The 26,036-nt window shown below is 47.8% G+C and carries 25 protein-coding genes; 24 read left to right on the forward strand and 1 reads right to left on the reverse strand.

The window, feature by feature from the left end:
* Positions 1 to 8 precede the first annotated feature (8 nt).
* The 22 genes from fabD (at position 9) to NOM90_RS09920 (ending at position 22,268) form a co-directional block, all read left to right on the forward strand.
* Positions 9 to 947: an ACP S-malonyltransferase gene (gene fabD / locus NOM90_RS09815; protein WP_255941635.1), complete on the forward strand. Its 939-nt coding sequence runs from the start codon at positions 9 to 11 to the stop codon at positions 945 to 947.
* 34 nt (positions 948 to 981) lie between these two features.
* Positions 982 to 1,731, forward strand: a complete 750-nt coding sequence (fabG, locus tag NOM90_RS09820) for a 3-oxoacyl-[acyl-carrier-protein] reductase (protein WP_255941636.1) — start codon at positions 982 to 984, stop codon at positions 1,729 to 1,731.
* A 60-nt stretch (positions 1,732 to 1,791) separates the two neighbouring features.
* Positions 1,792 to 2,025: an acyl carrier protein gene (gene acpP / locus NOM90_RS09825; RefSeq protein ID WP_037282458.1), complete on the forward strand. Its 234-nt coding sequence runs from the start codon at positions 1,792 to 1,794 to the stop codon at positions 2,023 to 2,025.
* A 121-nt stretch (positions 2,026 to 2,146) separates the two neighbouring features.
* Positions 2,147 to 3,391 carry a beta-ketoacyl-ACP synthase II gene (gene fabF / locus NOM90_RS09830; RefSeq protein ID WP_255941637.1) on the forward strand — a complete coding sequence of 415 codons (1,245 nt, stop codon included), beginning with the start codon at positions 2,147 to 2,149 and terminating at the stop codon, positions 3,389 to 3,391.
* A 12-nt stretch (positions 3,392 to 3,403) separates the two neighbouring features.
* Positions 3,404 to 4,093 (forward strand): ribonuclease III, encoded by a 690-nt coding sequence (rnc, locus tag NOM90_RS09835; RefSeq protein WP_255941638.1) that lies wholly within the window; start codon positions 3,404 to 3,406, stop codon positions 4,091 to 4,093.
* A 140-nt stretch (positions 4,094 to 4,233) separates the two neighbouring features.
* The gene (gene smc / locus NOM90_RS09840; protein WP_255941639.1) at positions 4,234 to 7,803 is read left to right on the forward strand and encodes a chromosome segregation protein SMC; all 3,570 of its coding nucleotides are present in this window, start codon (positions 4,234 to 4,236) and stop codon (positions 7,801 to 7,803) included.
* A gap of 29 nt (positions 7,804 to 7,832) precedes the next feature.
* Positions 7,833 to 8,852, forward strand: a complete 1,020-nt coding sequence (gene ftsY / locus NOM90_RS09845; RefSeq protein ID WP_255941640.1) for a signal recognition particle-docking protein FtsY — start codon at positions 7,833 to 7,835, stop codon at positions 8,850 to 8,852.
* 162 nt (positions 8,853 to 9,014) lie between these two features.
* Positions 9,015 to 9,656, forward strand: coding sequence for a PAQR family membrane homeostasis protein TrhA (gene trhA, locus NOM90_RS09850; RefSeq protein ID WP_255941642.1), 642 nt, complete (start codon positions 9,015 to 9,017; stop codon positions 9,654 to 9,656).
* A 136-nt stretch (positions 9,657 to 9,792) separates the two neighbouring features.
* The gene (gene ylxM, locus NOM90_RS09855) at positions 9,793 to 10,149 is read left to right on the forward strand and encodes a YlxM family DNA-binding protein (RefSeq protein WP_255941644.1); all 357 of its coding nucleotides are present in this window, start codon (positions 9,793 to 9,795) and stop codon (positions 10,147 to 10,149) included.
* An 83-nt stretch (positions 10,150 to 10,232) separates the two neighbouring features.
* Positions 10,233 to 11,609 (forward strand): signal recognition particle protein, encoded by a 1,377-nt coding sequence (gene ffh, locus NOM90_RS09860; RefSeq protein WP_255941645.1) that lies wholly within the window; start codon positions 10,233 to 10,235, stop codon positions 11,607 to 11,609.
* An 80-nt stretch (positions 11,610 to 11,689) separates the two neighbouring features.
* Positions 11,690 to 11,962 (forward strand): 30S ribosomal protein S16, encoded by a 273-nt coding sequence (gene rpsP / locus NOM90_RS09865; RefSeq protein WP_255941646.1) that lies wholly within the window; start codon positions 11,690 to 11,692, stop codon positions 11,960 to 11,962.
* 23 nt (positions 11,963 to 11,985) lie between these two features.
* On the forward strand, positions 11,986 to 12,216 hold the full coding sequence (locus NOM90_RS09870) for a KH domain-containing protein (RefSeq protein ID WP_255941647.1): 231 nt from the start codon (positions 11,986 to 11,988) through the stop codon (positions 12,214 to 12,216).
* 113 nt (positions 12,217 to 12,329) lie between these two features.
* The gene (gene rimM / locus NOM90_RS09875; protein WP_255941648.1) at positions 12,330 to 12,866 is read left to right on the forward strand and encodes a ribosome maturation factor RimM; all 537 of its coding nucleotides are present in this window, start codon (positions 12,330 to 12,332) and stop codon (positions 12,864 to 12,866) included.
* 11 nt (positions 12,867 to 12,877) lie between these two features.
* Positions 12,878 to 13,681 carry a tRNA (guanosine(37)-N1)-methyltransferase TrmD gene (trmD, locus tag NOM90_RS09880; RefSeq protein ID WP_255941881.1) on the forward strand — a complete coding sequence of 268 codons (804 nt, stop codon included), beginning with the start codon at positions 12,878 to 12,880 and terminating at the stop codon, positions 13,679 to 13,681.
* Between the two features lie 177 nt (positions 13,682 to 13,858).
* Complete coding sequence (locus tag NOM90_RS09885) at positions 13,859 to 16,267, forward strand: TPM domain-containing protein (protein ID WP_255941649.1); 2,409 nt, start codon at positions 13,859 to 13,861, stop codon at positions 16,265 to 16,267.
* A 163-nt stretch (positions 16,268 to 16,430) separates the two neighbouring features.
* Entirely contained in the window at positions 16,431 to 16,775 is a 345-nt protein-coding gene (gene rplS, locus NOM90_RS09890) for a 50S ribosomal protein L19 (RefSeq protein WP_255941650.1), read from the forward strand.
* Between the two features lie 233 nt (positions 16,776 to 17,008).
* Entirely contained in the window at positions 17,009 to 17,629 is a 621-nt protein-coding gene (gene lepB, locus NOM90_RS09895; protein WP_255941651.1) for a signal peptidase I, read from the forward strand.
* Positions 17,630 to 17,672: 43 nt separating this feature from the next.
* Positions 17,673 to 18,536 (forward strand): ribosome biogenesis GTPase YlqF, encoded by an 864-nt coding sequence (ylqF, locus tag NOM90_RS09900; RefSeq protein ID WP_255941652.1) that lies wholly within the window; start codon positions 17,673 to 17,675, stop codon positions 18,534 to 18,536.
* Between the two features lie 111 nt (positions 18,537 to 18,647).
* On the forward strand, positions 18,648 to 19,352 hold the full coding sequence (locus tag NOM90_RS09905) for a ribonuclease HII (RefSeq protein ID WP_255941654.1): 705 nt from the start codon (positions 18,648 to 18,650) through the stop codon (positions 19,350 to 19,352).
* A gap of 107 nt (positions 19,353 to 19,459) precedes the next feature.
* On the forward strand, positions 19,460 to 21,592 hold the full coding sequence (locus NOM90_RS09910) for a hypothetical protein (RefSeq protein ID WP_255941655.1): 2,133 nt from the start codon (positions 19,460 to 19,462) through the stop codon (positions 21,590 to 21,592).
* Positions 21,589 to 21,888, forward strand: coding sequence for an EscU/YscU/HrcU family type III secretion system export apparatus switch protein (locus NOM90_RS09915; protein ID WP_255941656.1), 300 nt, complete (start codon positions 21,589 to 21,591; stop codon positions 21,886 to 21,888). The genes NOM90_RS09910 and NOM90_RS09915 overlap by 4 nt, the downstream gene beginning before the upstream one ends.
* Positions 21,885 to 22,268, forward strand: coding sequence for a YraN family protein (locus NOM90_RS09920; RefSeq protein ID WP_255941657.1), 384 nt, complete (start codon positions 21,885 to 21,887; stop codon positions 22,266 to 22,268). The genes NOM90_RS09915 and NOM90_RS09920 overlap by 4 nt, the downstream gene beginning before the upstream one ends.
* 72 nt (positions 22,269 to 22,340) lie before the next feature.
* Here the strand turns inward: NOM90_RS09920 and NOM90_RS09925 are convergent, their stop codons facing one another.
* The gene (locus NOM90_RS09925) at positions 22,341 to 23,915 is read right to left on the reverse strand and encodes a YifB family Mg chelatase-like AAA ATPase (protein WP_255941658.1); all 1,575 of its coding nucleotides are present in this window, start codon (positions 23,913 to 23,915) and stop codon (positions 22,341 to 22,343) included.
* 245 nt (positions 23,916 to 24,160) lie between these two features.
* Between NOM90_RS09925 and NOM90_RS09930 the strand changes: the two genes are divergently transcribed.
* Both NOM90_RS09930 and sucC read left to right on the forward strand, forming a co-directional pair.
* On the forward strand, positions 24,161 to 24,628 hold the full coding sequence (locus NOM90_RS09930; protein WP_255941659.1) for a MarR family winged helix-turn-helix transcriptional regulator: 468 nt from the start codon (positions 24,161 to 24,163) through the stop codon (positions 24,626 to 24,628).
* 250 nt (positions 24,629 to 24,878) lie between these two features.
* Positions 24,879 to 26,036, forward strand: coding sequence for an ADP-forming succinate--CoA ligase subunit beta (gene sucC, locus NOM90_RS09935; protein ID WP_255941660.1), 1,158 nt, complete (start codon positions 24,879 to 24,881; stop codon positions 26,034 to 26,036).

Here is a 26,036-nt window from a genome sequence, read left to right on the forward strand (position 1 = left end):
ATCAAGTCATGAGTAAAATAGCTTTTGTTTTTCCTGGGCAAGGTGCGCAAAGCGTAGGTATGGCTCGCGACGTGTATGAAGCCAGCGCCGATGCCAAAGCATTGTTTGACACAGCCGATCAAGTACTTGGCATGGATCTGACGAATTTGATTTTCGAAGGGCCGGCAGAAGAATTGAAACAGACAGCGAATACACAGCCTGCGCTGCTTACGGCAAGCGTGGCATTACTTCAAGCTGTGAATAAGCAAGGCATCAAAGCCGATTACGTAGCGGGTCATAGTCTTGGCGAATATAGTGCTCTTGCTGCGGCAGGTGTGTTATCGTTTGAAGACGCGGTCTCGATCGTTCGCCTGCGTGGTCAATTTATGGAAGCGGCAGTTCCAAGCGGGCAAGGTGCAATGGCAGCCGTACTGGGTGCAGAACGCGGCAAGCTTACAGAATTGTGCGCAGAAATTTCAGCAGAAGGCACAGTCGTTGAACCTGCGAATATGAATTGCCCCGGGCAAATCGTGGTATCGGGTTCGGCGGAAGGCGTAGCGGCGCTTAGCGCACGCGTCAAAGACATCGGGGCAAAACGCGCGATTGCTTTGGAAGTCAGCGGGCCTTTCCATTCGTCTATGATGAAAGAAGCGGCAGAAAAGCTCGGCGAACATCTATCGAGTCTGACGTTTAACGACAGCGAAATTCCGGTTGTGGCGAATGTTACGGCTCGTCCGGTTAGCGGAGCGGAGAATGTAAAAGAATCGTTGATCCGTCAAGTCTATTCTCCTGTATTATGGGAAGATAGTGTGCAATGGTTGATTGGCGAAGGCGTCGATACGTTTATCGAGATCGGACCCGGCAACGTACTTGCGGGATTGATCAAAAAAATCGACAAATCGGTTCGGATTTTCAGCGTAAATAGTCTGGAAAGCGCAGAAGCGTTGACAAGCGAACTGAACGAATAACAGATCGACGATCAAGTAGGAGGTTATATTCACTATGGAACAGCCGATCAAAGGACAATATGCACTGGTCACGGGAGCTTCGCGAGGAATAGGACGCGCGATTGCGCTTGAACTGGGTCGCCGCGGTGTCAATATTGCGGTGAACTATGCGGGGAACGAAGCTTCTGCGCTTGAAGTGGTACGTGAACTGGAAGCGCTAGGCGTTCAAGCCGCGGCATTCCAAGCAAACGTAGGCAAAAGCGCCGAAGCTGAAGAATTGGTCAAAGCCGTTATTGAAAAATTCGGACGTCTGGATATTTTGGTGAACAATGCCGGAATCACTCGTGATAACCTTGTGATGCGGATGAAAGAAGAAGAGTTTGACGATGTGATCGAAACGAATCTGAAAGGCGTGTTCAACTGTATCAAAGCCGTGACTCGTCCGATGATGAAGCAGCGTTCCGGTAAGATCGTCAATATTTCTTCCGTGGTCGGCGCGATTGGCAATGCCGGTCAAGTCAACTACACAGCGGCAAAAGCTGGAGTCATCGGGATGACGAAATCTTGCGCAAGAGAATTTAGTAGTCGCGGCATTACTGTGAACTGCGTTGCGCCGGGATTTATCGATACCGATATGACCGATGTATTGTCTGATGAGTTAAAAGCGGGACTGCTCGCGGGTATCCCGCTGAACCGTCTCGGCCGTCCGGAGGAAGTCGCGACGGCCGTCGCTTTTCTAGTTTCGCCCGACGCTTCGTATATGACAGGTCAAGTCCTGCATGTCGACGGCGGCATGTATATGTAATACAGTGGCATTTTGGCGGAGCTTCTCGTATAATACGTTTTGAAGAGGAGGTGAATCGGAATGTCTGATGTAATGGAACGTGTAACACGTATCGTCGTAGACCGTTTAGGTGCAGACGAAGCGGAAGTTACACCAACAGCTTCTTTCAAAGAAGATCTTGGAGCGGACTCGCTCGACGTGGTTGAATTGGTAATGGAGCTTGAAGACGAGTTCGACTTGGAGATCTCTGACGAAGACGCAGAGAAGATCACGACCGTAGGTGACGTTGTTAGCTACATACAATCGCACACCTAAGGACGTTTAAAAGTCCCTTGCCGCGCTTGATTTACAGCCGGCTCGGGACTTCTCCTTCATTATGGAACAATAATAAGACTTCCCCGTAAGACGGGAACTCGAAAATATAGAGGTGGCCCATATGGAGCAGCAACATAGAGTCGTCGTTACCGGTATGGGAGTCGTGACTTCCCTCGGCAAGGACGTGGAAACGTTTTGGAACAGTTTGCTTGCAGGTAAATCGGGGATCTCGAAAATCGAGAGCTTCGACGTCAGCGAGTATCCGACGCAGATTGCCGCGGAGATTCACGACTTCAATCCCGAAGATTATGTAGAACGCAAAGAAGCACGTAAAATGGACCGTTATGTCCAATTTGCTTATGCCGCTTCTACGCAAGCGCTTCAAGACAGCGGATTGAAAATCGGCGAATCGATCGAAGCGGAACGAATTGGCGTGATCGTAGGCTCCGGGATCGGCGGTCTGGGAACATGGGAAGATCAATTCACAACGTTATTGCAAAAAGGACCGAAGCGGGTTAGCCCGTTCTTTATTCCGATGATGATCGCAAACATGGGCTCTGGCGACGTATCGATCAAGCTGGGTGCAAAAGGGCCGAATACATCGGTCGTAACCGCTTGTGCGACAGGTACCCATTCGATTGGCGATTCGTACAAATTGATCGCGCGCGGCGATGCCGATGCGATGATCTGCGGCGGTGCGGAAGCAACGATCCGTCCGACCGGGCTTGCCGGATTCTGTGCAATGCGTGCGATGTCTACGCGCAACGACGATCCAACGAAAGCAAGCCGTCCATTCGATACAGACCGCGATGGATTTATTATGGGTGAAGGTGCAGGCGTATTCGTTCTCGAATCGCTGGAACACGCTCAAGCACGCGGTGCACATATTTATGCCGAAGTTGTGGGTTACGGTCTGAGCGCAGATGCGCATCATATGACGGATCCAGATCCAGACGGCGCGGCACGTTGCATGACCATGGCACTCAAAAGTGCGAATCTTGAACCGGAAGCGTTGGATTATATCAATGCGCACGGTACTTCGACTCCGGTCGGTGACCGATCCGAGACGACAGCGGTCAAAAAAGCCCTCGGTGCACATGCAAGCAAAGTAGCCGTTAGCTCGACGAAGTCGATGACCGGACACTTGCTCGGCGCAGCAGGCGGTGTAGAAGCCGTTGTTTGTGCATTGTCTTTGGAGCATCAGATTATGGCACCAACAATCAATATTGAAAACCAAGACGAAGCGTGCGATCTTGACTACGTACCTAATGTGGCTCGCAAAGCGAACTTGAACGTAGTAATGTCTAACTCGTTCGGCTTTGGCGGTCATAACGCTTCTCTTATTCTTAAAAAATTCGAAGCGTAAGGAGCCGGAACGTTGAGCGGAGATCTGAAACAACTTCAGCACAAACTAGGAGTCCAATTTGCGGATAAGCCTCTGCTTAAACAGGCTTTTACGCATGCGTCGTATGTTAATGAACACCGATTCAGTCAGCATCATGACAATGAGCGGCTCGAATTTTTGGGCGACGCGGTACTCGAGCTGACCGTATCGGAATTTCTCTACAACCGTTTCCCTGGACGTCCCGAAGGGGAGTTAACCAAATTGCGTGCCGCGATCGTCTGTGAACCTTCTTTAGTCAAGTTTGCGGAAGTGCTGAATTTTGGCTCTTACGTATTGCTTGGCAAAGGAGAAGAGTTAACAGGCGGACGTAGCCGCCCGGCGTTACTTGCGGACGTGTTCGAATCGTTCGTCGGTGCGCTGTATTTGGATCAAGGATTGGAAGCGGTTCGAGGATTTTTGGATCGTTTTGTTTTTCCGCAGGTTGCTTGGGACGGTAAGCTGCAAATGAGCGACTTTAAGACCGAACTTCAAGAATTGACGCAGCATCACAATCTTGGGGTGTTGGAATACCGAATCGTAGAAGAACGAGGCCCAGCGCACGAACGGGAATTTGTCTCCGAAGTGTATATGGGTGAACGTAGTCTAGGGCGCGGAATGGGTCGATCCAAGAAGGAAGCCGAGCAACAAGCAGCGGCTGCGGCATTAGAGACGCTTAAGTTGTAGCCGATATTCATACAAGTGAAGAGCAAAGAGCGGCCGCAAGCTCGTTGTCGGAATCGTCCGAATCAGCCTATGCCGCTTTTTGCTCTTTTTCGTTGTAGATAGGAAATAAAGAGTAACAGGAAAGGGAAGGGAGCACGGCCATGTATCTGAAACGGATCGAACTCGCCGGATTCAAGTCTTTTGCCGATAAAACGGAAATGGAATTTGTCCGTGGAATTACGGCAGTCGTCGGCCCGAATGGAAGTGGGAAAAGTAATATTTCCGATGGAATCCGCTGGGTATTGGGGGAACAAAGTGCCAAAAGTTTACGCGGTGGCAAAATGGAAGATATTATTTTTGCCGGTAGTGATTCGCGTAAAGCTGTAAACTACGGGGAAGTTTCGTTAACGCTGGATAATACCGATCATGTCCTTGCACTCGATTTTTCCGAAGTGACAGTGACTAGACGCGTTCATCGCAGCGGCGACAGTGAATATTTGATTAACCGTCAGCCTTGTCGATTGAAAGACATCACTGAACTTTTTATGGACACGGGCATTGGTAAAGAAGCCTACTCGATTATCGGGCAAGGTCGTATCGAAGAAATTTTAAGTACCCGTTCCGAAGATCGTCGCGGTATTTTTGAAGAAGCATCGGGTATTGTTAAATATAAATCGCGTAAAAAAGAAGCGAATCGCAAACTTGCCGATACCGAGCAAAATTTGCTGCGTATTCACGATCTGGTGACTGAGCTTGAAGATCAGATCGGGCCGCTCAAAGCGCAAGCCGAAAAAGCGCGTCGTTACAAAGAATTAAAAGAAGAATTGAAAGATAAAGAAATTTCGTTGTTCGTGTATCAGATTGGTGAAATTCATGAAGCCTGGACGGCGGCATCCGAAGCTTTGGCAGAACTTGAGAAACAGCGCGAGAAGTTGGCGGAGATCGTCGATCAGCACGACCGAACATTGGATCAAGACCGTCAAGAATTACGCAGCGTCGAAAACGAAATCGAAGAATTGCAAGGACGTTTACTTCGATATAGCGAACTGTCCGAGAAGTCGGAAGGGTATGCTCAACTGCTGGAAGAACGCCGCCGTAATTTGGAGCAATCTCGTGAACAATTGAAAGAAGCGATCGAGAACGAAGGCGAACGTTTCGACCAGCGTAAGCAAGAAAGTTTATTCGTTCAAAACAAGCTGGATGCGGCGAAGACCGAGCTTGCCCATCTGCAAAACGAACTTTCGACCGAACAAGCCAAATTACTGGGCGTAACCGAGGGCATCAGTCAACAGCAAGAAGAAACGCTAAAAGGCGAATTGCTTGAGCTGATGAATAAAATGGCGCAAACCCGTAACGAAATTCGGTATGCCGATCAGCAAAAAGAAGGCGTCATGCGCCGTATGAACCGAGTCGATGAAGAATCGGGTCGCTGGGAAGCGGAGAAGAAGCGTCTGGAGCAAGAACATGCCGAGCGCAAAGCTTCTTTGGATCAGACGACCGAACAAATCACTCAATTGAGACGTTCGTATATCGAAGAAAGCGAAAAATTGAATCAGTTGCAAAAATCGGTATCGGATCAGTCTTCTTCTGCACGTAAATGGGAACAAAAACGCGAAGCGTTAGTCTCGCGCCGCGACACGATGCAAGAAATGCAAGAAGACTTTGAAGGATTTATGGTTGGGGTCAAAGAAATTTTGAAAGCTTCACGCAGTAGTACTCTTGAAGGTGTGCATGGTGCGGTAGCCGAACTCATGACCGTTCCGCAAAAAGTCGAGACAGCGATCGAAACGGCTTTAGGCGCTTCGCTTCAACATATCGTGATGGAAAATGAAGCGGTGTCCCGTAAAGCGATTGGATATCTGAAGCAACGTCAATTAGGTCGAGCGACTTTTCTGCCTCTTGATGTGATTCGTCCTCGGCATATGTCCGAAAGCGACAAAAGAGCGGCTTCCGGTGCACAAGGCTTTGTCGGAATCGGAGCCGAGTTAGTTCAAGCCGATGAGCGGTACAAAGATATTGTAGGCAGTTTGCTCGGTGGATTAGTCGTAGCGGAGACGTTGGAAGATGCGAATGGAATCGCTTCTCGGCTGAATTATCGGTATCGAGTTGTGACGCTCGAAGGCGATGTCGTCAATGCTGGCGGTTCGATGACGGGCGGTAGCCAAAATCGCCGTAACAGCAGCCTGCTCGGCCGTAAACGTGCGTTAGAGCAATTGGAACGCGAGATTCAAGAAAGCGAACGTGAAATCGCGCGCCTGACTGCGGAAGAACGTAAAAACGGCGAATTGGCAGCGGCGAGCGAAGAACGGTTGATCGAACTTCGCGAACGCGGCGATTCACTCCGTACGCAGCAGCAGCAACTTGATGGCGAACTCAAACAGACCGAACACGGACTGCGTCATGTGAACGAGCAGTTTGCGCTGCACGGTGAAGAACGTTCAGGATATAATGAAGAGTTGGAAAGTGCCAGTGATAGCCGTCAAAAAGCCGAAGAAAAGCTCAAAGAGCTAGAAGCGGAAGAAGTCGCGACTCGTCAAGCGATCGGTGCTGCGGAATTTGCGCGCAAAGCCAGCGAATCGGCAAAAGAAGAATTGCAAGATCAATTGACCGAACTTCGAGTACGCGAAAGTCGTCTGATGCAAGAAACGGCTTCGCTGGAAGAACGATTAAATCGACTGGGCGAAGAAACCGGTAGCGTATCGACTCAACTTGCGGATCGTCGTAAAATGTTGCGCGGAGCCGAAGCTGAACTTGCCGCTAATCGCAAAGATGCTGAAAATCATGTACGCGAATTGCAAGAAGCGAAAGAACTAAAAAGCGGTACGCAAGAAACGTTGGAACAAAAACGTGCCGAGCGCACGGAACGCCAGCGTAAGCTGGAAGAACGCGAGAATGAAACGCATAAGCAGCGAAGCGAACTCAAAACGATCCAAGAACGTATGCGCCATACCGAAATCCAAAGCAATCGTCTGGATGTAGAACTGGAAAATACATTGCAAAAACTGAGCGAAGAGTATGGAATCAGTTACGAATCCGCTCAGCAGCGTTATGAAGTTCCGCAAGATCCCGAAGCGTCACGCCTTGACGTACGCGAGATCAAACGTAAAATCACGATGCTTGGCGAAGTCAGTCTCGGGTCGATTGAAGAATACGAACGGGTTAGCGAGCGCTATACGTTCCTGGACGAACAAAAAAACGACCTTATGGAAGCGAAAGCACAGCTTTATCTCGTGATTCGCGAAATGGATGAAGAAATGTCCAAACGCTTCAAAACGACGTTCGATGCGATCCGTAGGCAATTTGGAACGGTCTTCGCCAAATTATTCGGAGGCGGTCGCGCAGATCTCGTCTTGCTCGATCCCGATAATCTGCTGGATACCGGAATCGATATTGTCGCGCAACCTCCAGGCAAAAAGTTGCAAAATCTACAATTGTTATCGGGCGGAGAACGTGCGCTTACGGCAATGGCGTTATTGTTTGCCATCTTGCATGTGAAGCCGGTTCCGTTCTGCGTATTGGACGAAGTCGAAGCCGCGCTTGATGAAGCGAATGTGACGCGTTTTGCTCAATATTTACGTGAGTTTTCGGAACAAACGCAGTTTATTGTCGTCTCGCACCGCAAAGGCACGATGGAAGAAGCCGATGTGTTATACGGCGTAACGATGGAAGAAGGCGGCGTCTCGAAGTTGGTATCGGTACGTTTGGAAGATGAAGAGATCGGAATCGCTTAACGGTTCATAGTCGATAGGAGGCAAAAAGCATGAGCTTTTTTCGTAAATTAAAAGAAAGTATTGCCGGCAAAACAGATACGGTAACCAAACAATTTAAAGACGGATTGGAAAAAACACGCAAAGGATTCGTAGAGCGCGTATCCAGTCTGATGGTACGCCGCCGCAAAATCGATGAAGAGTTTTACGAAGAATTGGAAGAAATCCTAATCGGCGCGGACGTAGGGGTAAATACCGTAATGGGGCTGATCGACGATCTGCGTGTCGAAGTCAAAAAACGTCGCCTTAACGATGCCAGCGAACTTCGTCCGGTCTTATCGGAAAAACTGGTTGAATTGTTGCGCGGGGAGCAAGACAATTCGCTGAATATGAATACCAATGGCCCTACCGTGATTTTGTTTGTCGGCGTTAACGGGGTTGGCAAGACAACGACCATCGGCAAACTTGCTCACAAATTCAAAAGCGAAGGCAAAAAAGTATTGCTTGCAGCCGGAGATACATTCCGTGCGGGCGCGATCGAACAACTTGAAGTCTGGGGAACACGTACAGGCGTCGAAGTGATCAAGCAAGGTTCCGGTTCTGACCCGGCGGCGGTCATGTTCGATGCAGTACAAGCTGCGAAGCAACGTAATGTGGATGTGTTGATCTGCGATACGGCAGGTCGTTTGCAAAACAAAACAAACTTGATGGACGAGCTGAACAAAATTTTCCGAGTGATTCAACGCGAAATTCCAGATGCGCCGCATGAAGTGCTGATGGTACTAGATGCGACAACCGGACAAAACGCGCTGAGCCAAGCCAAATTATTCGGTGAAAAAAGCGGGGTAACCGGTCTGGTTCTGACCAAGCTTGACGGTACGGCAAAAGGCGGGATCGTCGTTGCGATTCGTCAAGAGCTGAATATTCCGGTGAAACTGGTTGGTCTGGGTGAGAAGATGGAAGATCTGCAAGAATTCGATTCGGAGCAATTTGTCCATGCGTTATTCGCAGGATTGATTGAAGAAGAAATTGTCGAAGAAGAAAACGGCGAATCCACTTCGACCGAGCAATAAAAATAGAAATCAATTTGAAAAGCGATCTGCGACGGGATAATCAACCGAATACGCAGATCGCTTTTTTTGAAATTGGAAAAGTAGCACGTAAAGGTTTATACTCAGAGAAGTTGGAATGATGACGGACGTTAGGATCTATAAAGGAAAGGAAGGGATCACTCTATGGCAAATACCCATACGTATTCCCGCCGGGAAGAAGTAGCGAATGCAGTCACGCACGGAATTGGAGCTGCGCTGAGTGTTGCGGCATTGGTTCTGTTGATCGTATTTGCAAGTATCAAAGGCAACGCTTGGCATGTCGTGAGCTTCACGATCTACGGAGCGACGATGCTGCTGCTGTATATGAGTTCCACATTGGTGCATAGTTTCCGCGAAGGCAAAGTAAAAGACTTTTTCGAGTTCATGGATCATTCTTCGATTTATCTGTTTATCGCGGGGACATATACGCCTTTTATGCTCACCGCGATTCGCGGGCCACTCGGTTGGACCTTGTTCGGGATCGTATGGGGAATCGCACTGGGCGGCGTCGCTTTCAAAGCCTTTTTCGTTAAAAAGTTTTTGTTTATGTCGACTTTGTTCTACTTGATTATGGGGTGGCTGATTGTCCTCGCCTGGGGTGCGTTAACGCAAGCGATTCCGGCTGAAGGCATTCATTTGCTGGTTGCGGGCGGTCTGATGTATACGGTCGGCACTGTATTTTATGTATGGCGAGGATTCCCGCATCATCATGCGGTATGGCATCTTTTTGTACTCGGCGGAAGCATCCTGCATTTCTTCTGTATTTTGATGTATTTGCTGCCGTAAACGGAGCTCAAAAAATGTTTTGCATAAACGTTGAAGATGTTAAGCAAAAGCGCTTGACATCTTCTTTTGTTTTCGGTATGATAGGGAACGTTGATTGGTGTGTAAAGTGTTTTCCCTTGACGAGAGGAGCGTTCCGATGAGTCAAGATAATCGTCTGGAGAAGACGAATCGCATCAACTTGCTGTTCGCGTTTTACGAGCGATTGCTCACAGAGAAACAGCAGACGTTTTTGAAATATTATTTCCATGACGATTTCTCTTTGGGAGAGATTGCAGCGGAATTCGAGATTAGCCGCCAGGCGGTGTACGAGCATATTAAGCGTGCTGAGCAGACGCTGGAAAATTACGAAGCGAAGCTTGAATTGTTGCAACGGCACGATCATCGGATGCAGCAGATTCGGGAATTGGAAATTTTGGCAAATGATGAACAGATTCCGGAGCAACAACGTTCGAGTCTGAGCGACATTTCGCAAAAGTTACAATCGCTGGAGTAAGCGGTAAGGAATTTTACGGATTCGATAATTGAACGGCTTTCGGTATATAATAGAGAGAATAGATACGGAAGCAGGGTGAACATATGGCATTCGAAGGATTAACGACCAGATTGCAGAACGTTTTCGGCAAACTTCGCGGAAAAGGTAAAATTTCCGAAGAAGACGTAACCGAAGCAATGCGCGAAGTGCGACTGGCGCTGCTGGAAGCGGACGTCAACTTTAAAGTCGTGAAAGACTTTATTGGCAAGGTGAAAGAAAAAGCACTCGGCAAAGAAGTCACAGAGAGCTTTACACCGGGCATGGTCATTATCGATATTGTAAATAAAGAATTAACCGAGCTGATGGGCGGAACACAGTCCAAGCTCAATAAAAATAACCGACCGCCTACAGTTGTCATGATGGCAGGTTTGCAAGGTGCCGGTAAGACAACAACAACCGGTAAGCTTGCGAAAATGCTTCAAAAACAAGGCAGTCGACCTTTGCTGATCGCTGGCGATATTTATCGCCCTGCGGCAATCAAGCAGCTTCAAGTATTGGGCGAACAATTGAACGTTCCCGTGTTCTCGCTGGGAGATCAAGTCAGCCCGGTCGAGATTGCGCGTCAAGGTCTGCAAGAAGCCAAAGATAAAGGTCATGACTATGTCATCATCGATACCGCGGGTCGCTTGCATATCGACGAACAATTGATGGACGAATTGAAACAAATTCATACCGAGACGAAGCCTGACGAAGTCTTGCTCGTTGTCGATGCGATGACCGGTCAAGACGCGGTCAATGTCGCACAAAGCTTCAACGAACAGTTGTCGCTAACCGGCGTCGTATTAACGAAGCTCGACGGCGATACTCGCGGCGGCGCGGCTTTGTCGGTCAAAGCCGTTACGGGTTGCCCGATCAAGTTTATCTCGCTTGGCGAGAAACTCGATGCTTTGGAGCCTTTCCACCCGGAACGGATGGCATCGCGAATTCTCGGCATGGGCGATATGTTGTCGCTGATCGAGAAAGCTCAGTCCGGAATCGATGAGAAAAAAGCGAAAGAAATGGAGCGCAAAATGCGTAACGCCGAATTCACATTCGACGATTTTCTGGAGCAGATGGAGCAGGTCAAGCAATTGGGGCCGCTCGATCAGATCATGGATATGATTCCCGGTATGAATAAGATGAAGCAAAAAAACGATATGAAAGTCGACGACAAACAAGTCGGCAGAATCGAAGCGATTGTCCGCTCGATGACGAGCAAAGAAAAACAGTCGCCAGAGATTATCAACCACAGTCGGCGTAAGCGTATCGCAGCCGGCAGCGGAACATCGCTTGCGGAAGTCAATCGTCTGATCAAACAATTTGATGAGATGAAAAAGATGATGAAGCAGCTTTCGGGCATGATGGATCCGAAAGGCGGCAAAAACAAAGCGATGAAACAAATGCAAAAAATGAGCAAAGGCATGAGGTTCCCTTTCCGTTAAACGAAAAGGAGCTTTCCATATAGGCTATATAGCCGCCGCGGTTTTTCGAAGCCGTTTATTTCTTGAAGGAGGTGATTTTCGTGGCAACTCGTATTCGTCTGAAGCGCATGGGTGCGCATAAAGCGCCTTTCTATCGTATCGTGGTATCGGACTCCCGTTCCCCGCGTGATGGACGTTTTATCGAAGAGATTGGTTACTACAACCCGGTCGCTGAACCGCAAGTAGTGAACATCAACGAAGAAAAAGCTTTGGCTTGGCTGCAAACTGGGGCGCAAGCGTCTGACACTGTTCGCAATCTGCTTAGCAAAGCCGGCATCATGAAGAAATTCCATGAAGCTAAACTTCAAAAATAAGACAATGACTCGGAGGGGTTGACATGGAACAGTTAGTAGCGGTTATCGCAAAAGCTCTGGTCGATCACCCGGAAGACGTTAAAGTCCGTACGGTAGAGAAAGAGTCTTTAGTGGTCTATGAGCTTTTTGTTCACCCTGATGATATAGGTAAGATCATTGGGAAGCAAGGGCGGATTGCCAAAGCACTCCGTACGGTCGTAACGTCGGCAGCAGTCAAGCTGGACAAGCGGGTAACCGTAGATATCCAGTCTTAAAAGGGAAAACGTAGTTTTCCGGTCTTAAAGATATACGAAAAGGGGTTAGGAGGTTATCTTCCTAGCCCCTTTTCGTACGTAGTGAAGACTTTAATTGAAAGGAAGATAGATAGATGACGAATTCCAATGCGGCATTAAATTTTCTAAGTGTAGGTAAAATTGCGAATACCCACGGAGTACGCGGAGAATTGAAGATTTTCCCTTTTACCGATTTTCCGGAAGTGCGCTTTGCTAAAGGAAAAGAACTGATCTTGACTTCGCCAGAAGAAGGTACGCAGTTGAAAGTGAAAATCGTATCGGCACGCGAACAAAAAACAGTCTATATTGTAAAGCTTGAAGGGTACGACAATATCAATCAAGTTGAAAAGTATAAAGGTTGGGAAGTTAAAGTTCCGAAAGAAGAAGCAGTCGAAGCTGAAGACAATGCGTATTATTTCCACGAAATTATTGGCTGCACGGTATGGACGGAGCAAGGCGAAGAACTGGGAAGTATCACCGATATTTTAACTCCGGGTGCAAACGATGTATGGGTTGTCAAACGTAAAGGCGGCAAAGAACTGTTGATTCCGTTTATCGAAAGCGTCGTTAAAGAGGTCAATATTGCCGAGAAAAAAGTACGGATCGAACTGATGGAAGGGCTGCTGGATTAATGAGCGCTCTGATGCGGATCGATGTGCTTACGTTGTTCCCGGAAATGTTCGACGGCGTTTTCAATGCAAGTATTTTAGGCAAAGCGAGAGACAAAGGGATCGTTGAACTTTCGGCTGTGAATTTCCGCAATTATTCGACCAGTAAGCATGGGCAAGTCGATGATATGCCTTATGGCGGCGGCGGGGGAATGGTGTTGAAGCCCGAACCTATTTTTGCGGCGGTCGAAGATCTGCTCCGTATTCGGGAAGAAGAAGCAGGAGCGGAATCCGAGGCTGCTCAAGTTAACGAAAAACCATCGGATTCTTCTCGTCCTCGTATTGTGCTACTTTGTCCGCAAGGTCAGACTTTTACCCAACAAAAAGCCGAAGAATTCGCCAAAGAAGATCATTTGATTTTTATTTGTGGGCATTACGAAGGGTATGACGAACGGATTCGCGATGGTCTGGTTACCGATGAAATTTCGATAGGCGACTATGTGCTGACCGGCGGCGAACTTCCTGCAATGGTGATGATCGATAGCACGGTGCGGCTTCTTCCCGGCGTATTGGGGAATGCGAATAGCGCGGTAAGCGATTCGTTCAGTACCGGGCTGCTCGAATACCCGCATTATACGCGTCCTACTGAATTTAGAGGAATGAAAGTACCGGATATTTTGTTGTCGGGTCATCATGCGAATATCGAAGCGTGGCGTCGCCGAGAATCACTGCGTCGCACGCTTGAGCGCAGACCGGATTTATTGCAGAAACTTGAATTGACGGCGCAAGAACAAAAGTGGGTCGAAGAGTTAAAGAAAGAATTAGATTCGACGTCTTGATGCCAAAAGTTAATGGCCTGTGGGCTTCGCTATAAAAAGCGGAGTTCACAGGTTTTTTTCATATTCAGGGAATTTTTTATCGTTTTACTGCTGAAGATGGTAAACTGGAAATTAGCGTAGAGGTTGAGTAGAACGTCTAAGAGTTTGAGAAGGCATGAAGAAAAGGGGGATGAAGTTTTGCGAATATCGATTTGGAAAAAAACGATTCCGCTACTTGTTGTGGTATTGCTGATGTTGACGCCTGTATGGTCTGCGTCCGCTGCAAGCCCGCAAAGAAGCGGGATCGTTACAGACGAAGCCGGTATATTTACATCTAATCAAATTCAAGAGTTAGAACAAAAGTTATCTCAAGGTACATACAAAGTCTATGTGTTAACGGAAAGTGGATTAAGTGAAAATCAAGCGGAAATTTTGGCTTCGCAGACGTACGATCGATGGGGGCTTAACGGAAATGAGCTGCTGCTATTGATTGTAACCGATCCGAATTTTGTCGTATTGGAGCTGGAGAATTCGTCGCTCGGCAACGCGCAGCGAATCATCGAGAGAGCTTTTGTGCCGGCGGCTCAAAATGGCGATCCTGCTGACGGAGCGCTTGCAGTCGGAGAATACGTCAATAACTCGAATAGTGCTTCAAGCAATAACTCTTTTGGAGGGTTCGGCGGAAGCTGGCTGTATATCGTTTTGGCACTTGGCGTATTGGGAATCGTCCTTTATGTCGTGTGGAGCATGTTCAAGTCGGGTTCCAGAGTCAAGCAACGTGCCAATCAGCTTCGAAAACAGCAGCAAGACGCTGCGGCATTGATTGATCGGATTATGGTCTCGGAACTTTTTAGAGAAGTAGAAATGGGATTTGTCCAAGGACAAACGCTGCAAGAAGCCGAAAGCATAAGCCGCGAAGCCGTATCTTTGCATCAAAGTTCCGGTCAGTTAGCACAGCAGCTTGAAGCTTTCCGTCCCGGCAGTTTTGCCAGCCGTACGCAGCGCAAAGAACTAGATCGTTATACGGCTGAAGTTCAAGCATGGGAAGAGCAAGTCACAGCGTTGAACGAACGTTTTGAAAAGGTCTCGGAGAGCTTTGCCGAAGTTCGCCGTCAAGTAAAAGAAGGCAAAGCATTAGAGGAACAAACGCGTCAAGCTTTCAATCAATTGAAAAACGACACGGGATATCCGCTTTCTACGATGGAAAAAAGCTTGAATGATGCTGCAACGTTGCTGGAAAAAGCAGATGGTCTCGATGAATTCGATGTGATGCAAGCTGCCGCTCCGGCGCAGCAATCGTTAGAACAATTACATGAAATTTTGGGACATGTTCAGTCGTTAAGCGGCTTAGCCGAACAAAGTGGCCAATTCCCTAGCCAGATCGTAGAAACCGAACGTCAGTTACGTCCGGTAGTCGAGCGAGAAAGATTGTTGTTAACCGAAGAAGATCCGTTTCGCGTGTTGAGCAACGCAGGAGGCGAAACGCAAAATTTGAATCTGTTGATTCAAGCAGGTGATGTTCCGGCGGGCAAGAAATCTGCGGCGAAAATTGTAGATTTGATTCAAGAAGCCAAAAACATCGTCACCCGGCGAATCGAAAGTCGAAGTTCATCGGCTGAATCGCTTCAAGCCGCGCAAAGTCTTTTGAATGAAATTGAACAGTTCGCACCGAAATATGATCGGGAATTGGAACTGTTACGCGGACGTTATGCAGAGTCGCATTTGAGCGAGCAACATCATCGCCGCGAAGAAATTGCTCAAGCTGAGCAAGAAATCCGCCGGTTATTGCCCGAGATTCGTTCGGCGCTGAATCCGCAAGTTCAATATTATAAAGCGGCACGGGAAAAAAGTGATCGCGTCGATGAACTTGTAACGCGTTCGCGCGAGTTGATGCAGCAGTCGCTACAATATGCGCAAGAGCTGGATACTCAGCGGAGAGCAGCAGCGCAACGATTCGAAGGAGCGCGCAGCGTTTTTCGCCAAGCTGGAGCGACCTATCGCGGAATGAATGTTCAGATGGCTGAATACGATCGTGCGCTCAGTAGCGCGGAGCAAGAAGGAGAAGCGATTTCGAGTCTTTTGCAAAGTGAAATCGTCGATCTGCTTCGCGCAGAACCGCTATTAGCCGCTTATGAACGCAACGCTGCTGATTTTGCCGGACACATCCGTGATTTGCAGCAACGCCGCGAGCAAGCGATCCAACAGCTGGAGCAGTTAAGCGGAGATTTCCGAAGCCGGGAACAAACGTATCGACGTTATGTGCGCACGTCTACGTATAGCGGACGTTATAACGGTTTTGAATCGGAAGCGCGTCGTTTGATTGCGGCAGGTCGCTTTGAAGATTCGATGGCTCAAGCAGCATTGGCGCGGCAACTGTTAGACGAGATGGAACGGGATTATCGTAGAGCGGTGCAGCGCTCGAATAACAATCATCGCGGCGGGGGAGGCGGTTTCGGCGGTGGATTTGGCGGCCCTAGGATCGGTGGCGGTTCAAGCGGAAGATCGTCCGGCGGATCAAGCTGGGGCGGCGGTGGAAGATCAAGCGGTTCGTCTTCTTGGGGCAATAAAGGAGGCGGCGGACGTTCGAGCGGTTCTTCAAAATGGTAAGTTGATTTTCACTTCATTATTTTTATAAAATCTGTTGCCTTTTTGCTAGTCTATATGTTAAAATCAATCTGTTGTGTAATCTTGCGGTCCTCTGCGAATGATGAGGCGGAACACCGTTCCGAAGAAAACGTATGAACGCATGAGTGGAAGGAGGAAACAAATTATGAATTTACTTCAAGTTTTGACTCAAGAACAACTTCGCACTGATATCCCTAGCTTCCGTCCTGGCGATACTTTGAAAGTACACGTTAAGGTTATCGAGGGAACTCGCGAGCGTATCCAGTTGTTCGAAGGCGTAGTCATCAAACGTAAAGGCGGCGGTATCGCCGAAACTTTCACCGTTCGTAAGATCTCTTACGGCGTAGGCGTTGAAAGAACGTTCCCGATCAACTCGCCAAAAATCGACAAAATCGAAGTCGTACGTCACGGTAAAGTCCGTCGTGCGAAACTCTACTACTTGCGTGAACTGCGCGGTAAAGCTGCAAGAATTAAAGAAGTTCGTCGTTAATCTTCCCTTGCGGAAGCTTAAACAGGCGAAAATGGGGAGCTTGGAAACAAGCTCCTTTCGTTTTATTCTCATAAGCTTATTCGCAGTGAAAAAGTAAGTTTGAGGCTTGTTTTATTTTAGAAATTCCGGTTGATTTCCGTAAAAATATGAGCATTTCTCAAAACCGGACGATACACGGACGGTTTTGCAAAATGCTGATGTTGAGTAGATCAAGCGTAAGGAGAGAGCAAGCTATGGAAGAGAATTCAAACCGCCCTATAGCGGAAGAAACACCTAACAATCCGAAAAACAAAGTCAAAAGTGAAACGCTGGAATGGGTAAAAGCGATTGCGATTGCTTTGGTGTTGGTATTTGTGATCCGCTGGTTGCTTTTCGCGCCGTACATGGTCGATGGCTCCTCGATGGAACCGAATTTCCACAATGAAGAGCGGGTAATCGTCAACAAAATTTTATACGATATTCGAACTCCGAAAAAAGACGAAGTGATTGTGTTTAAAGTGCCTTCCGAGGATAACAGAGAGTTCATCAAACGGGTTATCGCTTTGCCGGGAGATACGGTTAAAGTAGAAGGCGACGAAGTAACCGTGAATGGTAAAGTGATCGAGGAGCCTTATATTCAAGGTGTACTTGATGCGGCACATGCTAATGGCGAAACGTACAATAATAATGTAAACTTCCCAAATTCGTTGTTCCCGGATGGCACAGTGCCAGCAGGGCATGTATTCGTAATGGGCGATAATCGTCCAAACAGTAAAGATAGCCGATCGATCGGATATGTCCCTTTTAGTGATATTACAGGTCGTGCTGATCTTGTGTTCTGGCCATTTAACGAATTCCATATTGTAAATCATTAATTTATTATTCCTGCTCCGCTATTAAGAGAGGTGAAACACCGCAATGACAATTCAATGGTTCCCCGGTCATATGACGCGTGCTCGTAGACAGATCGAAGCAAAATTAGGTCTCATCGATTTGGCAATCGAACTGCTGGATGCTCGTTTGCCGTTATCGAGTCGCAATCCGATGATCGGAGACATTCTCAAAGATAAACCTAGATTGATTCTGCTGAACAAGTCGGACTTGGCAGATCCTGAAGTAACAAAGCGCTGGATCGAATATTTCCGCGAAGAAGGACATCTGGCGATCGAGACCGATACGCCTGGTGGTCGCGGAGTGAAAGATATTTCGGTCTATGCCAAAGAACTGCTTAAAGAAAAGATCGAACGTCAGATTTCCAAAGGTATGAATCCGCGTGCGATTCGAGCACTGATTGTGGGTATTCCAAACGTGGGTAAATCGACTTTGATTAACAAGCTTGCTGGCAAAAGTATCGCGGAAACTGGGGATCGTCCAGGCGTAACGAAAGGCCAGCAGTGGATCAAGATCGGCAAAGAAATGGAACTTCTGGATACGCCGGGTATTCTGTGGCCGAAGTTTGAAGATCAGAATGTCGGTATGAAACTTGCCGTAACCGGAGCGATCAAAGAAGACGTATTGAACGTCGAAGACGTAACTTTTTTTGCAATTAAATATTGCGCCGAGCATTATTGGCAGACTCTATCCGACCGTTATGAACTGGGCGAACGCCCAACGGTGTTCGATGATGCTGACGAAATCGTAAAGATCATGGAACAAATCGGTCGCAAACGTGGATGTTTGATGAGCGGAGGTCGCGTCGATCTCACGAAAGCTTCGATTTTGTTTTTACGAGATTTGCGTGCCGGGAAAATGGGACGTTTTTCGCTCGAAGAACCTTTTTAATCTTTTTTATAAGAGTAAGCAAAAATGCCGCGCAAGCAGTGTGGCAAAAGATCGCCGAGCTTTTCGGCGATCTTTTTTGTATCAGGATATGATCAATTAAAGGAGAACGTTATGCCAAAAGCGAAAAAAAATGAAGATCAGACTACGACACCCAAGCCGAAAAAAGTGAAAGTGGAGATAGATCGTCTACTTTTAGAAAAAGAAATGTGGGCAGAAGGGTACCAAAAAATCGCAGGCGTCGATGAAGTGGGTCGAGGTTGTATGTTCGGCGATGTGGTTGCTGCCGCTGTCATTTTACCTGTAGGGCTCAAAATTGAAGGTATTGACGATTCGAAAAAGATTTCGGAGAAAAAACGCGATCAGCTTTACGATATCATCATGAACGAAGCGATTGCAGTCGGGGTAGGTCGTGTCACTCCGCAGATGATCGACCAAATCAATATTAAACAAGCTTCTCGTTTGGCGATGAAAATGGCGGTAGAAGCGTTAACGGAGCAACCGGATAGTCTGCTGGTTGATGCCGAGAAGATTGAAGTAGATTTACCGCAACAAGCGATTATTAAAGGGGACTCGCTCAGTCAAAGTATCGGAGCGGCTTCGATTATCGCCAAAGTGACACGCGACCGACTGTGCACAGGGGAATGGGAGGAAGCTTATCCCGGATACGGAATCGCGATCCATAAAGGATACGGTACAGCTCTGCATCGCGAAAAGATTTTGGAGCTTGGAATCAGCGATCTGCATCGTCATAGTTTTTTAGTCAAAATGAAAGCTCAATATGAACAATTGCGTGAATCCGATCATTCAGATTCATAAACGTTTTGTATGACTTTCTTATTATCGTTGCTCTATTTTCCGATATATTGATATAAATAGAAGCTTTTCGATTACGGCAATAAGCAGTGAGGAAAGAGGTGAATGTGTTGAATATCGGTTCATTATTTAAAAACATAATCGGCGATTCGAAACCGGGCGAATTCAAACAAGTAGACCTTCGCGCCGGGCAAGTCGTCCGAGGCGTCGTGCAGTCGGTATCGGAAGACGGAAAAGAAGCTGTGATCCAAATTCAAGGCGTGAAAGTAAACGCTCAATTAGAAACACCTCTACAAGCTGGGCAAACGGCTTTTATGGAAGTTCAACCGGCGACCGAAGACGGAACGATTGTGATGAAGCCTGTTGCGGCTCCGCCCGGAGCAGCTGCCAGTGCGCAATCGATAGAACAAACGTTAAAACAACTCGGTTTACCGGATAATAAGCAAAATCGTGACATGATCACCATGATGCAAAAAGCCGATATTCCGTTAACGAAAGAGAACAGTGCGGAAGTCAAAACGTTAATGGCGCAAAAGCCAGCAACTGTCGATGCCCAGCAATGGGTTCGTTCGATTGGTATTTTGCAGCAACGCGGCTTACCGGTTACGCCGCAAAGTGTGTCGGGAATGCATCAAGCTGTGTTTGGAGCGCCGGCTTCGACACTTTTGCAAAATTTGGAGCAGCAGATTTCAGCAGCTTTAGGGCAGTCGGGTCAAGCTGAAGATGGAAATCAAGGTGTAACTGGACGTCCGGCAAATGCTAATGTGGTTTCTGGCGCGAATACGTCGACTACTGTAAATAGCGATCCGAGCGGGAAAGGTCAGACTCATCCTGCGCAAACTTCGCCAAATAGCTCAACTCCTGTAGCGACTAATAACACAGGGAGTGCGACAACTACGGCTGGAGCTCAAAGTCAGACTGCTCCAGATACGGACAGCGCCTTACCCGCAACAAATCTGGCGAAGGCTACAGAGCGTGCTGTACCCGCCACGGGAGCTGCACCAACTGCTTCTGCGCCTACATCGGGTAGTCCAAATTTGGCGCAATCAAATGTAGCAAATACGCCGGAGGCGCCTCCAAATAGGTCGAGTACGTCAAATCAGACCGTAAATAGCGGACGTGTCCCAACAGGAGAAAGCCAGCTTCAACCTAGCGATGCTACTTTATTGCGAAAAGTACAGTCTCTTCTCGGTGAGTTGCGTACGGCTGCTGCCAGCAGTACAGAAAGCGCAAATGCAGCTCAAGGGCAAAACGCTGCGGCTTCTTCGCAAACAGAAAATGCAGATTCATCGCCGTGGGTCGGTCGATTACTCAAAATGCTCGGTGCCGAACATGAACAACAAACGGCAAGATCGACGTTGTTGAATACTCCTGCTTCAAATGCGACGCCAAACACAAATGCGGCTTCCCCGCCCAGCGGGCAACCTACAGCGCAGCCGAATACACCGAGTTCGAATCCACCTGTGACGAACTCCAATGCTCAAGCAGCTTCTCAAGCTCAAGCAACGACGCAGGCTTCAGCACCTGCACAGACTCAAGCTCAGTCGCCGCAGCAACCGCCAATATCGGCTGCTGTCCGTCAAGCTGCCGAACAAGCCCTTCGTGCGATCCAAGGAGATGCGACTTCAATAAACCCTTCTGCAACAGCGGATGACCGAAGCGTAACAGCTGCTCCAGCCGCGCAGCAATCGGTAGCTGAGGTACGCGAGACCTTGAAGTCTTTATTATTACAGTTATCTAATTCCGATACGCTTCCCGCAGGGTTAAAAGACGCTGTACAACAAACGCTGCAACAAATGACCGGGCAGCAACTGTTACTGAATACGGATCGAACTGCACCTTTTGCTCAAGTCACGATGTTTTTGCCGTTTGTAGGGCCGGATGGAAATCAGACAGCTTCTGTGCAGATCGAATCTCGGCGGGGTCCCAAAGGCGAACTCGATGCTTCGAATTGCCGATTGTGGTTCGATCTAGATATGAAGTCGCTAGGGCGTACTGTGATCGATGTGCAGGTTGTGGATCGTAATGTGAGTCTAAATGTTCGTAACGATGAAGAATGGGCAAGACCTTTGCTTGAAGCCGGTCAACCTCAGATCACTTCGGCGTTGGAATCCGCAGGTTATCAATTGATGGCTTTGCGATTCGATACATTGCCTGAAAAAGCGACGTCAAACAACGGAGATTCTGGCACGGCATTGTCTTATACGCCTCCTTCTTACCGAGCAGTGGATGTGAAAGTATGAAACAGCAAAAGCCGGAAGAAGCTGCGCGTAAGCGCGCTGTAGCTCTTAAATATTCACCGGAGCAGATGTCTGCTCCTGTAGTTGTCGCTAAAGGTAGCGGTAGTATTGCGGAAGCGATTCTCGCTCGGGCTCACGATGCCGGCGTTCCGATCCAAGAAGACGCAGCATTGGTCGAAGTACTATCCAAACTTGATTTAGATCAACAAATTCCGGGAGAATTGTACGGGCTTGTTGCCGAACTGTTATCTTTTGTATACCAAAGCGATCGTGAAGCGGGGAGGCGTAGAGGGCGATGAACAATTCTACGCAATCGGTCACGTTTAATCGCAAAGAAAAAGGTCGCGCAGCGGAAGAAGCGGCGGCGAATTATGTAGAGCAGCAAGGCTGGACAATTCTTGAACGCAATTGGAGTTGCCGGTCAGGCGAATTGGATCTGATCGCAGAAAATGGTGAGACCATTGTGATCGTGGAAGTACGCAGCCGAAGCGGTCTTGGATACGGCTCGCCTGCCGAGTCGGTTGATCGTCGAAAGATCCAAAAGGTAAGACAAACAGCAGAGATTTATCTACAGCGTGTCGGCAAAATCGACCGCCGTATTCGGTTTGATGTGATTGCCGTTATGCTGGGGCGTCAATTGAATGTAGTTTCGTTAGAGCATATCGAAGACGCTTTTTAATTAACAAATATACGAAAAAAAGAGCTTCTCTGAATGATAGAGAAGCTTTTTTTGCATTTCACTTTATACGTATCAAAATTGATTCCGATCCATTTGCCGGTATTGAAGCGCTTCGGCAATATGTTCGGCACGGATTTGCGAGCAATCTTCCAGATCTGCAATCGTTAGCGCTAATTTTAATATCCGATCTCTGGAACGCATGCTGAGTCCCATCGCCTCGATCGCCGATTCCAGCAATAACTGTGCTTCACGTCCAGGATCTGCGTATTTTCGTAATCGTGCCCCGCTCAGTTCACTATTGTATTGAATAGACAAAGCGCGATAACGCGCTTGCTGACGTTCCGAAGCCGAATTAACTTTGTCGCGAAGTGTCGCTGAAGAAGCGCCGGGTTGAGCCAGTTGATGAGCAGACGGTTGAGGAACTTCGACTTGCATATCGATTCGATCTAAAAGAGGACCCGATATTCGATTCTGATAACGTAAAATCGTTGGCGGCGAACACGAACAAGTAGACTGACCGTTTTCATCACGTTTCCCGCCGCAAGGACAAGGATTCATCGAACAAGCCAACATAAAATGGGCGGGAAAAGAAAAAGAAGCTCTGGCGCGGCTTATTGTTACATTTCGATCTTCTAACGGTTGACGAAGCACTTCCAATGCCCCGCGCGAAAATTCAGGCAGTTCGTCCAGGAATAAGACGCCTTTATGAGCCAAGCTTACTTCGCCGGGTCTCGGAATCGAACCTCCGCCTGCGAGTCCAGAAGGAGAAATCGTATGATGCGGAGCGCGAAACGGACGACGGCGGATCAGACCGGAGCGAACTTGACTCAGCCTTCCTGCGGCGCTCAAAATTTTGGTTGCTTCCAAAGCTTCGTTTTCGGAGAGTTCTGTCATGATGCCCGGCAATCGCTTGATTAACATCGTTTTTCCGGTTCCGGGAGGCCCTGAAAGCAAAATATTGTGCATGCCCGTCGCGGCAATCGTCAACGCTCGTTTGGCATGTTCTTGACCGAGCACATCGGCATAATCCAGATCATCACCGTTCGAAATTGTAGAAGAAAGTGCCCAATTCGGCTGGCTATAAGATAGACCTTCGGCATCGAAGTCATACCTTTTTTCCACACCCGCTAATAATTCAGCACGCTGCGTTTCCGGCACGAGTTGCTTTAAATTCGGTAACGCGTAGACGGTAAGCCCTTCGACAAGGCAAGCTTCATCCGCATTTTCCGCTGCAATCAACATACAGTCAAACCCTTGCCTGCGTGCACAATCTGCCATCGCTAGAACTCCGGGAACCGGACGCAAAGAGCCATCGAGCGATAATTCGCCGACAGCGATTAGTTTTTTTCCTTGTGGCAATTGAAGTTGTCCGTCTGTCAATAAAATGCCTAGTGCAATCGCCAAATCAAGCGCAGAACCTTCTTTACGCAAATCGGCAGGTGCTAGATTGATCGTCACACGTCTGTTAGGAAAACGAAAACCGCAATTTTTCAGCGCGGCTTTGACCCGATCTGTCGATTCGCGAATTGCAGAGTCGGGTAAACCGATAATCGTCGTCTGCGGCAATCCATTTGTAATATCGATCTCGACTTCTACGATCACGCCATCAACCCCGTATAGACAAGCGCTATAACTTTTTCCATACATAAAAAATACACCTCTTTTCAGATAATAGCGGGATTTCCGCGATATCGAAAAAGGGTGCTTCCTCTTTTTCCGAACCTATTCACTGTACTTTTATTCTAAGCAGCAAGAAATGAAAGTCAAGTTGTACACAGTATTTGTTTCGACAAATTTTACCTAACATATTTACAACAATCAAATTTAATGCGATTATATTTGTAAGTGATTGCCGGAAAAAAACCAGTAAGTGAATGGAAGGAGTACGCAGAATGGATAAAGTGAATGAATATCCGCAGCTTCAGTTGGACAACATGTTGTGCTTCTCGATCTATGCTAGCTCGCGTGAAATTACGAAGATGTATCAACCTTATTTGGAACAGTTAGGTGTAACGTACTCGCAATACCTCGTATTGATCGTATTGTGGGAGCAAGATGAGCGCACGGTAAAAGAATTAGGGGAAGAATTGTTCCTGGATTCCGGTACACTCACGCCGCTGCTTAAGCGTTTGGAAAGTGCAGGATTGGTTGAGCGTAATCGTTCTACAGAAGACGAACGCAAAGTATTTATTTCGTTGACTGAAAAAGGACGCGAATTGCAGGATAAAGCTGCACATATTCCAGAGTGTCTGGCACGTGACCTCAAAATGGATGGGCCTGAGTTTGCGGAACTGCTTGGCAGATTCCAAAATTTATTGGCTCGTGCTCATGATGTGAATTCAACGCCTTCGGGCAAATAATAGCCTCTTTTAAAAAGAAATGATAAAAAATCGATTGCCAATCTGGCAGTCGATTTTTTTGATAAAAGCCTTTCGTTACGGGATTTTTACTTCTTTTTAGATAAGAGAAAAATGTCGAAAAAAGCGGAAACATTCGAATTTTAAGAAAGCGTTTCAATTTTGTGAGTGAATCGTGCTATACTAATTGAGGTTGTACTTTTCTGCCTGGCAACCCGCCTGGTGCGAGCCAATTTGATAGGAGGATTCACAAATGAATATCCATGAATATCAAGGCAAAGAAGTTTTGCAGCAGTACGGAGTATCCGTACCTCGCGGCAAGGTAGCGTTCAGCGCGGCGGAAGCCGTAGACGCTGCTCGTGAGCTCGGTAGTCCGGTGGTCGTCGTAAAGGCGCAAATCCATGCGGGCGGACGCGGCAAAGCTGGAGGAGTAAAAGTGGCTAAAAGTCTCGATGAAGTGCGAAGCTATGCCGAAGAATTGATCGGTAAAGTGCTTGTGACCCATCAGACAGGCCCAGAAGGTAAGGAAATTAAGCGTCTTCTGATTGAAGAAGGCTGCGACATCAAAAAAGAATACTATGTCGGTGTTGTCGTTGACCGGGGAACCGGTAGCGTCGTACTGATGGCTTCCGAAGAAGGCGGAACAGAAATCGAAGAAGTTGCAGCAGCAACTCCCGAGAAAATTTTCCGTGAAGTTGTGGACCCAGCTGTAGGCTTACAGCCGTTCCAAGCTCGTCGTCTTGCTTATGCGATCAATATCCCGAAAGAGCTTGTTAACAAAGCAGCTAAGTTTATGCTTGCTCTGTATGAAGCATTCGTTGATAAAGATTGTTCCATCGCGGAAATCAATCCGCTTGTTGTAACTGGAGATGGCGATGTTATCGCTCTCGACGCCAAGCTCAACTTCGACTCGAACTCTTTATTCCGTCACAAAGACATTTTGGCTTTGCGCGATCTGGATGAAGAAGACGAGAAAGAAATTGCAGCATCCAAATTCGATCTCAGCTATATCGCCCTTGATGGTAATATCGGTTGCATGGTCAACGGTGCGGGGCTTGCAATGGCGACGATGGATATCATCAAATACTACGGCGGCGAACCCGCTAACTTCCTCGACGTAGGGGGCGGTGCGACAAAAGAGAAGGTAACAGAAGCCTTCAAAATCATTTTGTCCGACCCGGAAGTAAAAGGTATCTTTATCAACATTTTCGGCGGCATTATGCGTTGCGACGTTATTGCTGACGGCGTTGTTGAAGCCGCAAAACAAATCAAGCTGGAAAAACCTCTTGTAGTACGTTTGGAAGGCACGAACGTCGAACTTGGCAAAAAGATTCTGAATGAATCGGGACTCAACATTGTATCTGCGGATTCGATGGCTGACGGCGCGAAAAGAATCGTAGAGCTGGTATAA

It is taken from the genome of Saccharibacillus sp. JS10 (assembly GCF_024436065.1).
Lineage (GTDB): Bacteria > Bacillota > Bacilli > Paenibacillales > Paenibacillaceae > Saccharibacillus.

Bases quoted from the DNA above. Each gene is read 5' to 3' on its own strand.
- fabD (WP_255941635.1), top strand. From the start codon at position 9: ATGAGTAAAATAGCTTTTGTTTTTCCTGGGCAAGGTGCGCAAAGCGTA.
- fabG (WP_255941636.1), top strand. From the start codon at position 982: ATGGAACAGCCGATCAAAGGACAATATGCACTGGTCACGGGAGCTTCG.
- acpP (WP_037282458.1), top strand. From the start codon at position 1,792: ATGTCTGATGTAATGGAACGTGTAACACGTATCGTCGTAGACCGTTTA.
- fabF (WP_255941637.1), top strand. From the start codon at position 2,147: ATGGAGCAGCAACATAGAGTCGTCGTTACCGGTATGGGAGTCGTGACT.
- smc (WP_255941639.1), top strand. From the start codon at position 4,234: ATGTATCTGAAACGGATCGAACTCGCCGGATTCAAGTCTTTTGCCGAT.
- ftsY (WP_255941640.1), top strand. From the start codon at position 7,833: ATGAGCTTTTTTCGTAAATTAAAAGAAAGTATTGCCGGCAAAACAGAT.
- trhA (WP_255941642.1), top strand. From the start codon at position 9,015: ATGGCAAATACCCATACGTATTCCCGCCGGGAAGAAGTAGCGAATGCA.
- ylxM (WP_255941644.1), top strand. From the start codon at position 9,793: ATGAGTCAAGATAATCGTCTGGAGAAGACGAATCGCATCAACTTGCTG.
- ffh (WP_255941645.1), top strand. From the start codon at position 10,233: ATGGCATTCGAAGGATTAACGACCAGATTGCAGAACGTTTTCGGCAAA.
- NOM90_RS09870 (WP_255941647.1), top strand. From the start codon at position 11,986: ATGGAACAGTTAGTAGCGGTTATCGCAAAAGCTCTGGTCGATCACCCG.
- rimM (WP_255941648.1), top strand. From the start codon at position 12,330: ATGACGAATTCCAATGCGGCATTAAATTTTCTAAGTGTAGGTAAAATT.
- trmD (WP_255941881.1), top strand. From the start codon at position 12,878: ATGCGGATCGATGTGCTTACGTTGTTCCCGGAAATGTTCGACGGCGTT.
- rplS (WP_255941650.1), top strand. From the start codon at position 16,431: ATGAATTTACTTCAAGTTTTGACTCAAGAACAACTTCGCACTGATATC.
- lepB (WP_255941651.1), top strand. From the start codon at position 17,009: ATGGAAGAGAATTCAAACCGCCCTATAGCGGAAGAAACACCTAACAAT.
- ylqF (WP_255941652.1), top strand. From the start codon at position 17,673: ATGACAATTCAATGGTTCCCCGGTCATATGACGCGTGCTCGTAGACAG.
- NOM90_RS09905 (WP_255941654.1), top strand. From the start codon at position 18,648: ATGCCAAAAGCGAAAAAAAATGAAGATCAGACTACGACACCCAAGCCG.
- NOM90_RS09915 (WP_255941656.1), top strand. From the start codon at position 21,589: ATGAAACAGCAAAAGCCGGAAGAAGCTGCGCGTAAGCGCGCTGTAGCT.
- NOM90_RS09920 (WP_255941657.1), top strand. From the start codon at position 21,885: ATGAACAATTCTACGCAATCGGTCACGTTTAATCGCAAAGAAAAAGGT.
- NOM90_RS09925 (WP_255941658.1), bottom strand. From the start codon at position 23,915: ATGTATGGAAAAAGTTATAGCGCTTGTCTATACGGGGTTGATGGCGTG.
- NOM90_RS09930 (WP_255941659.1), top strand. From the start codon at position 24,161: ATGGATAAAGTGAATGAATATCCGCAGCTTCAGTTGGACAACATGTTG.
- sucC (WP_255941660.1), top strand. From the start codon at position 24,879: ATGAATATCCATGAATATCAAGGCAAAGAAGTTTTGCAGCAGTACGGA.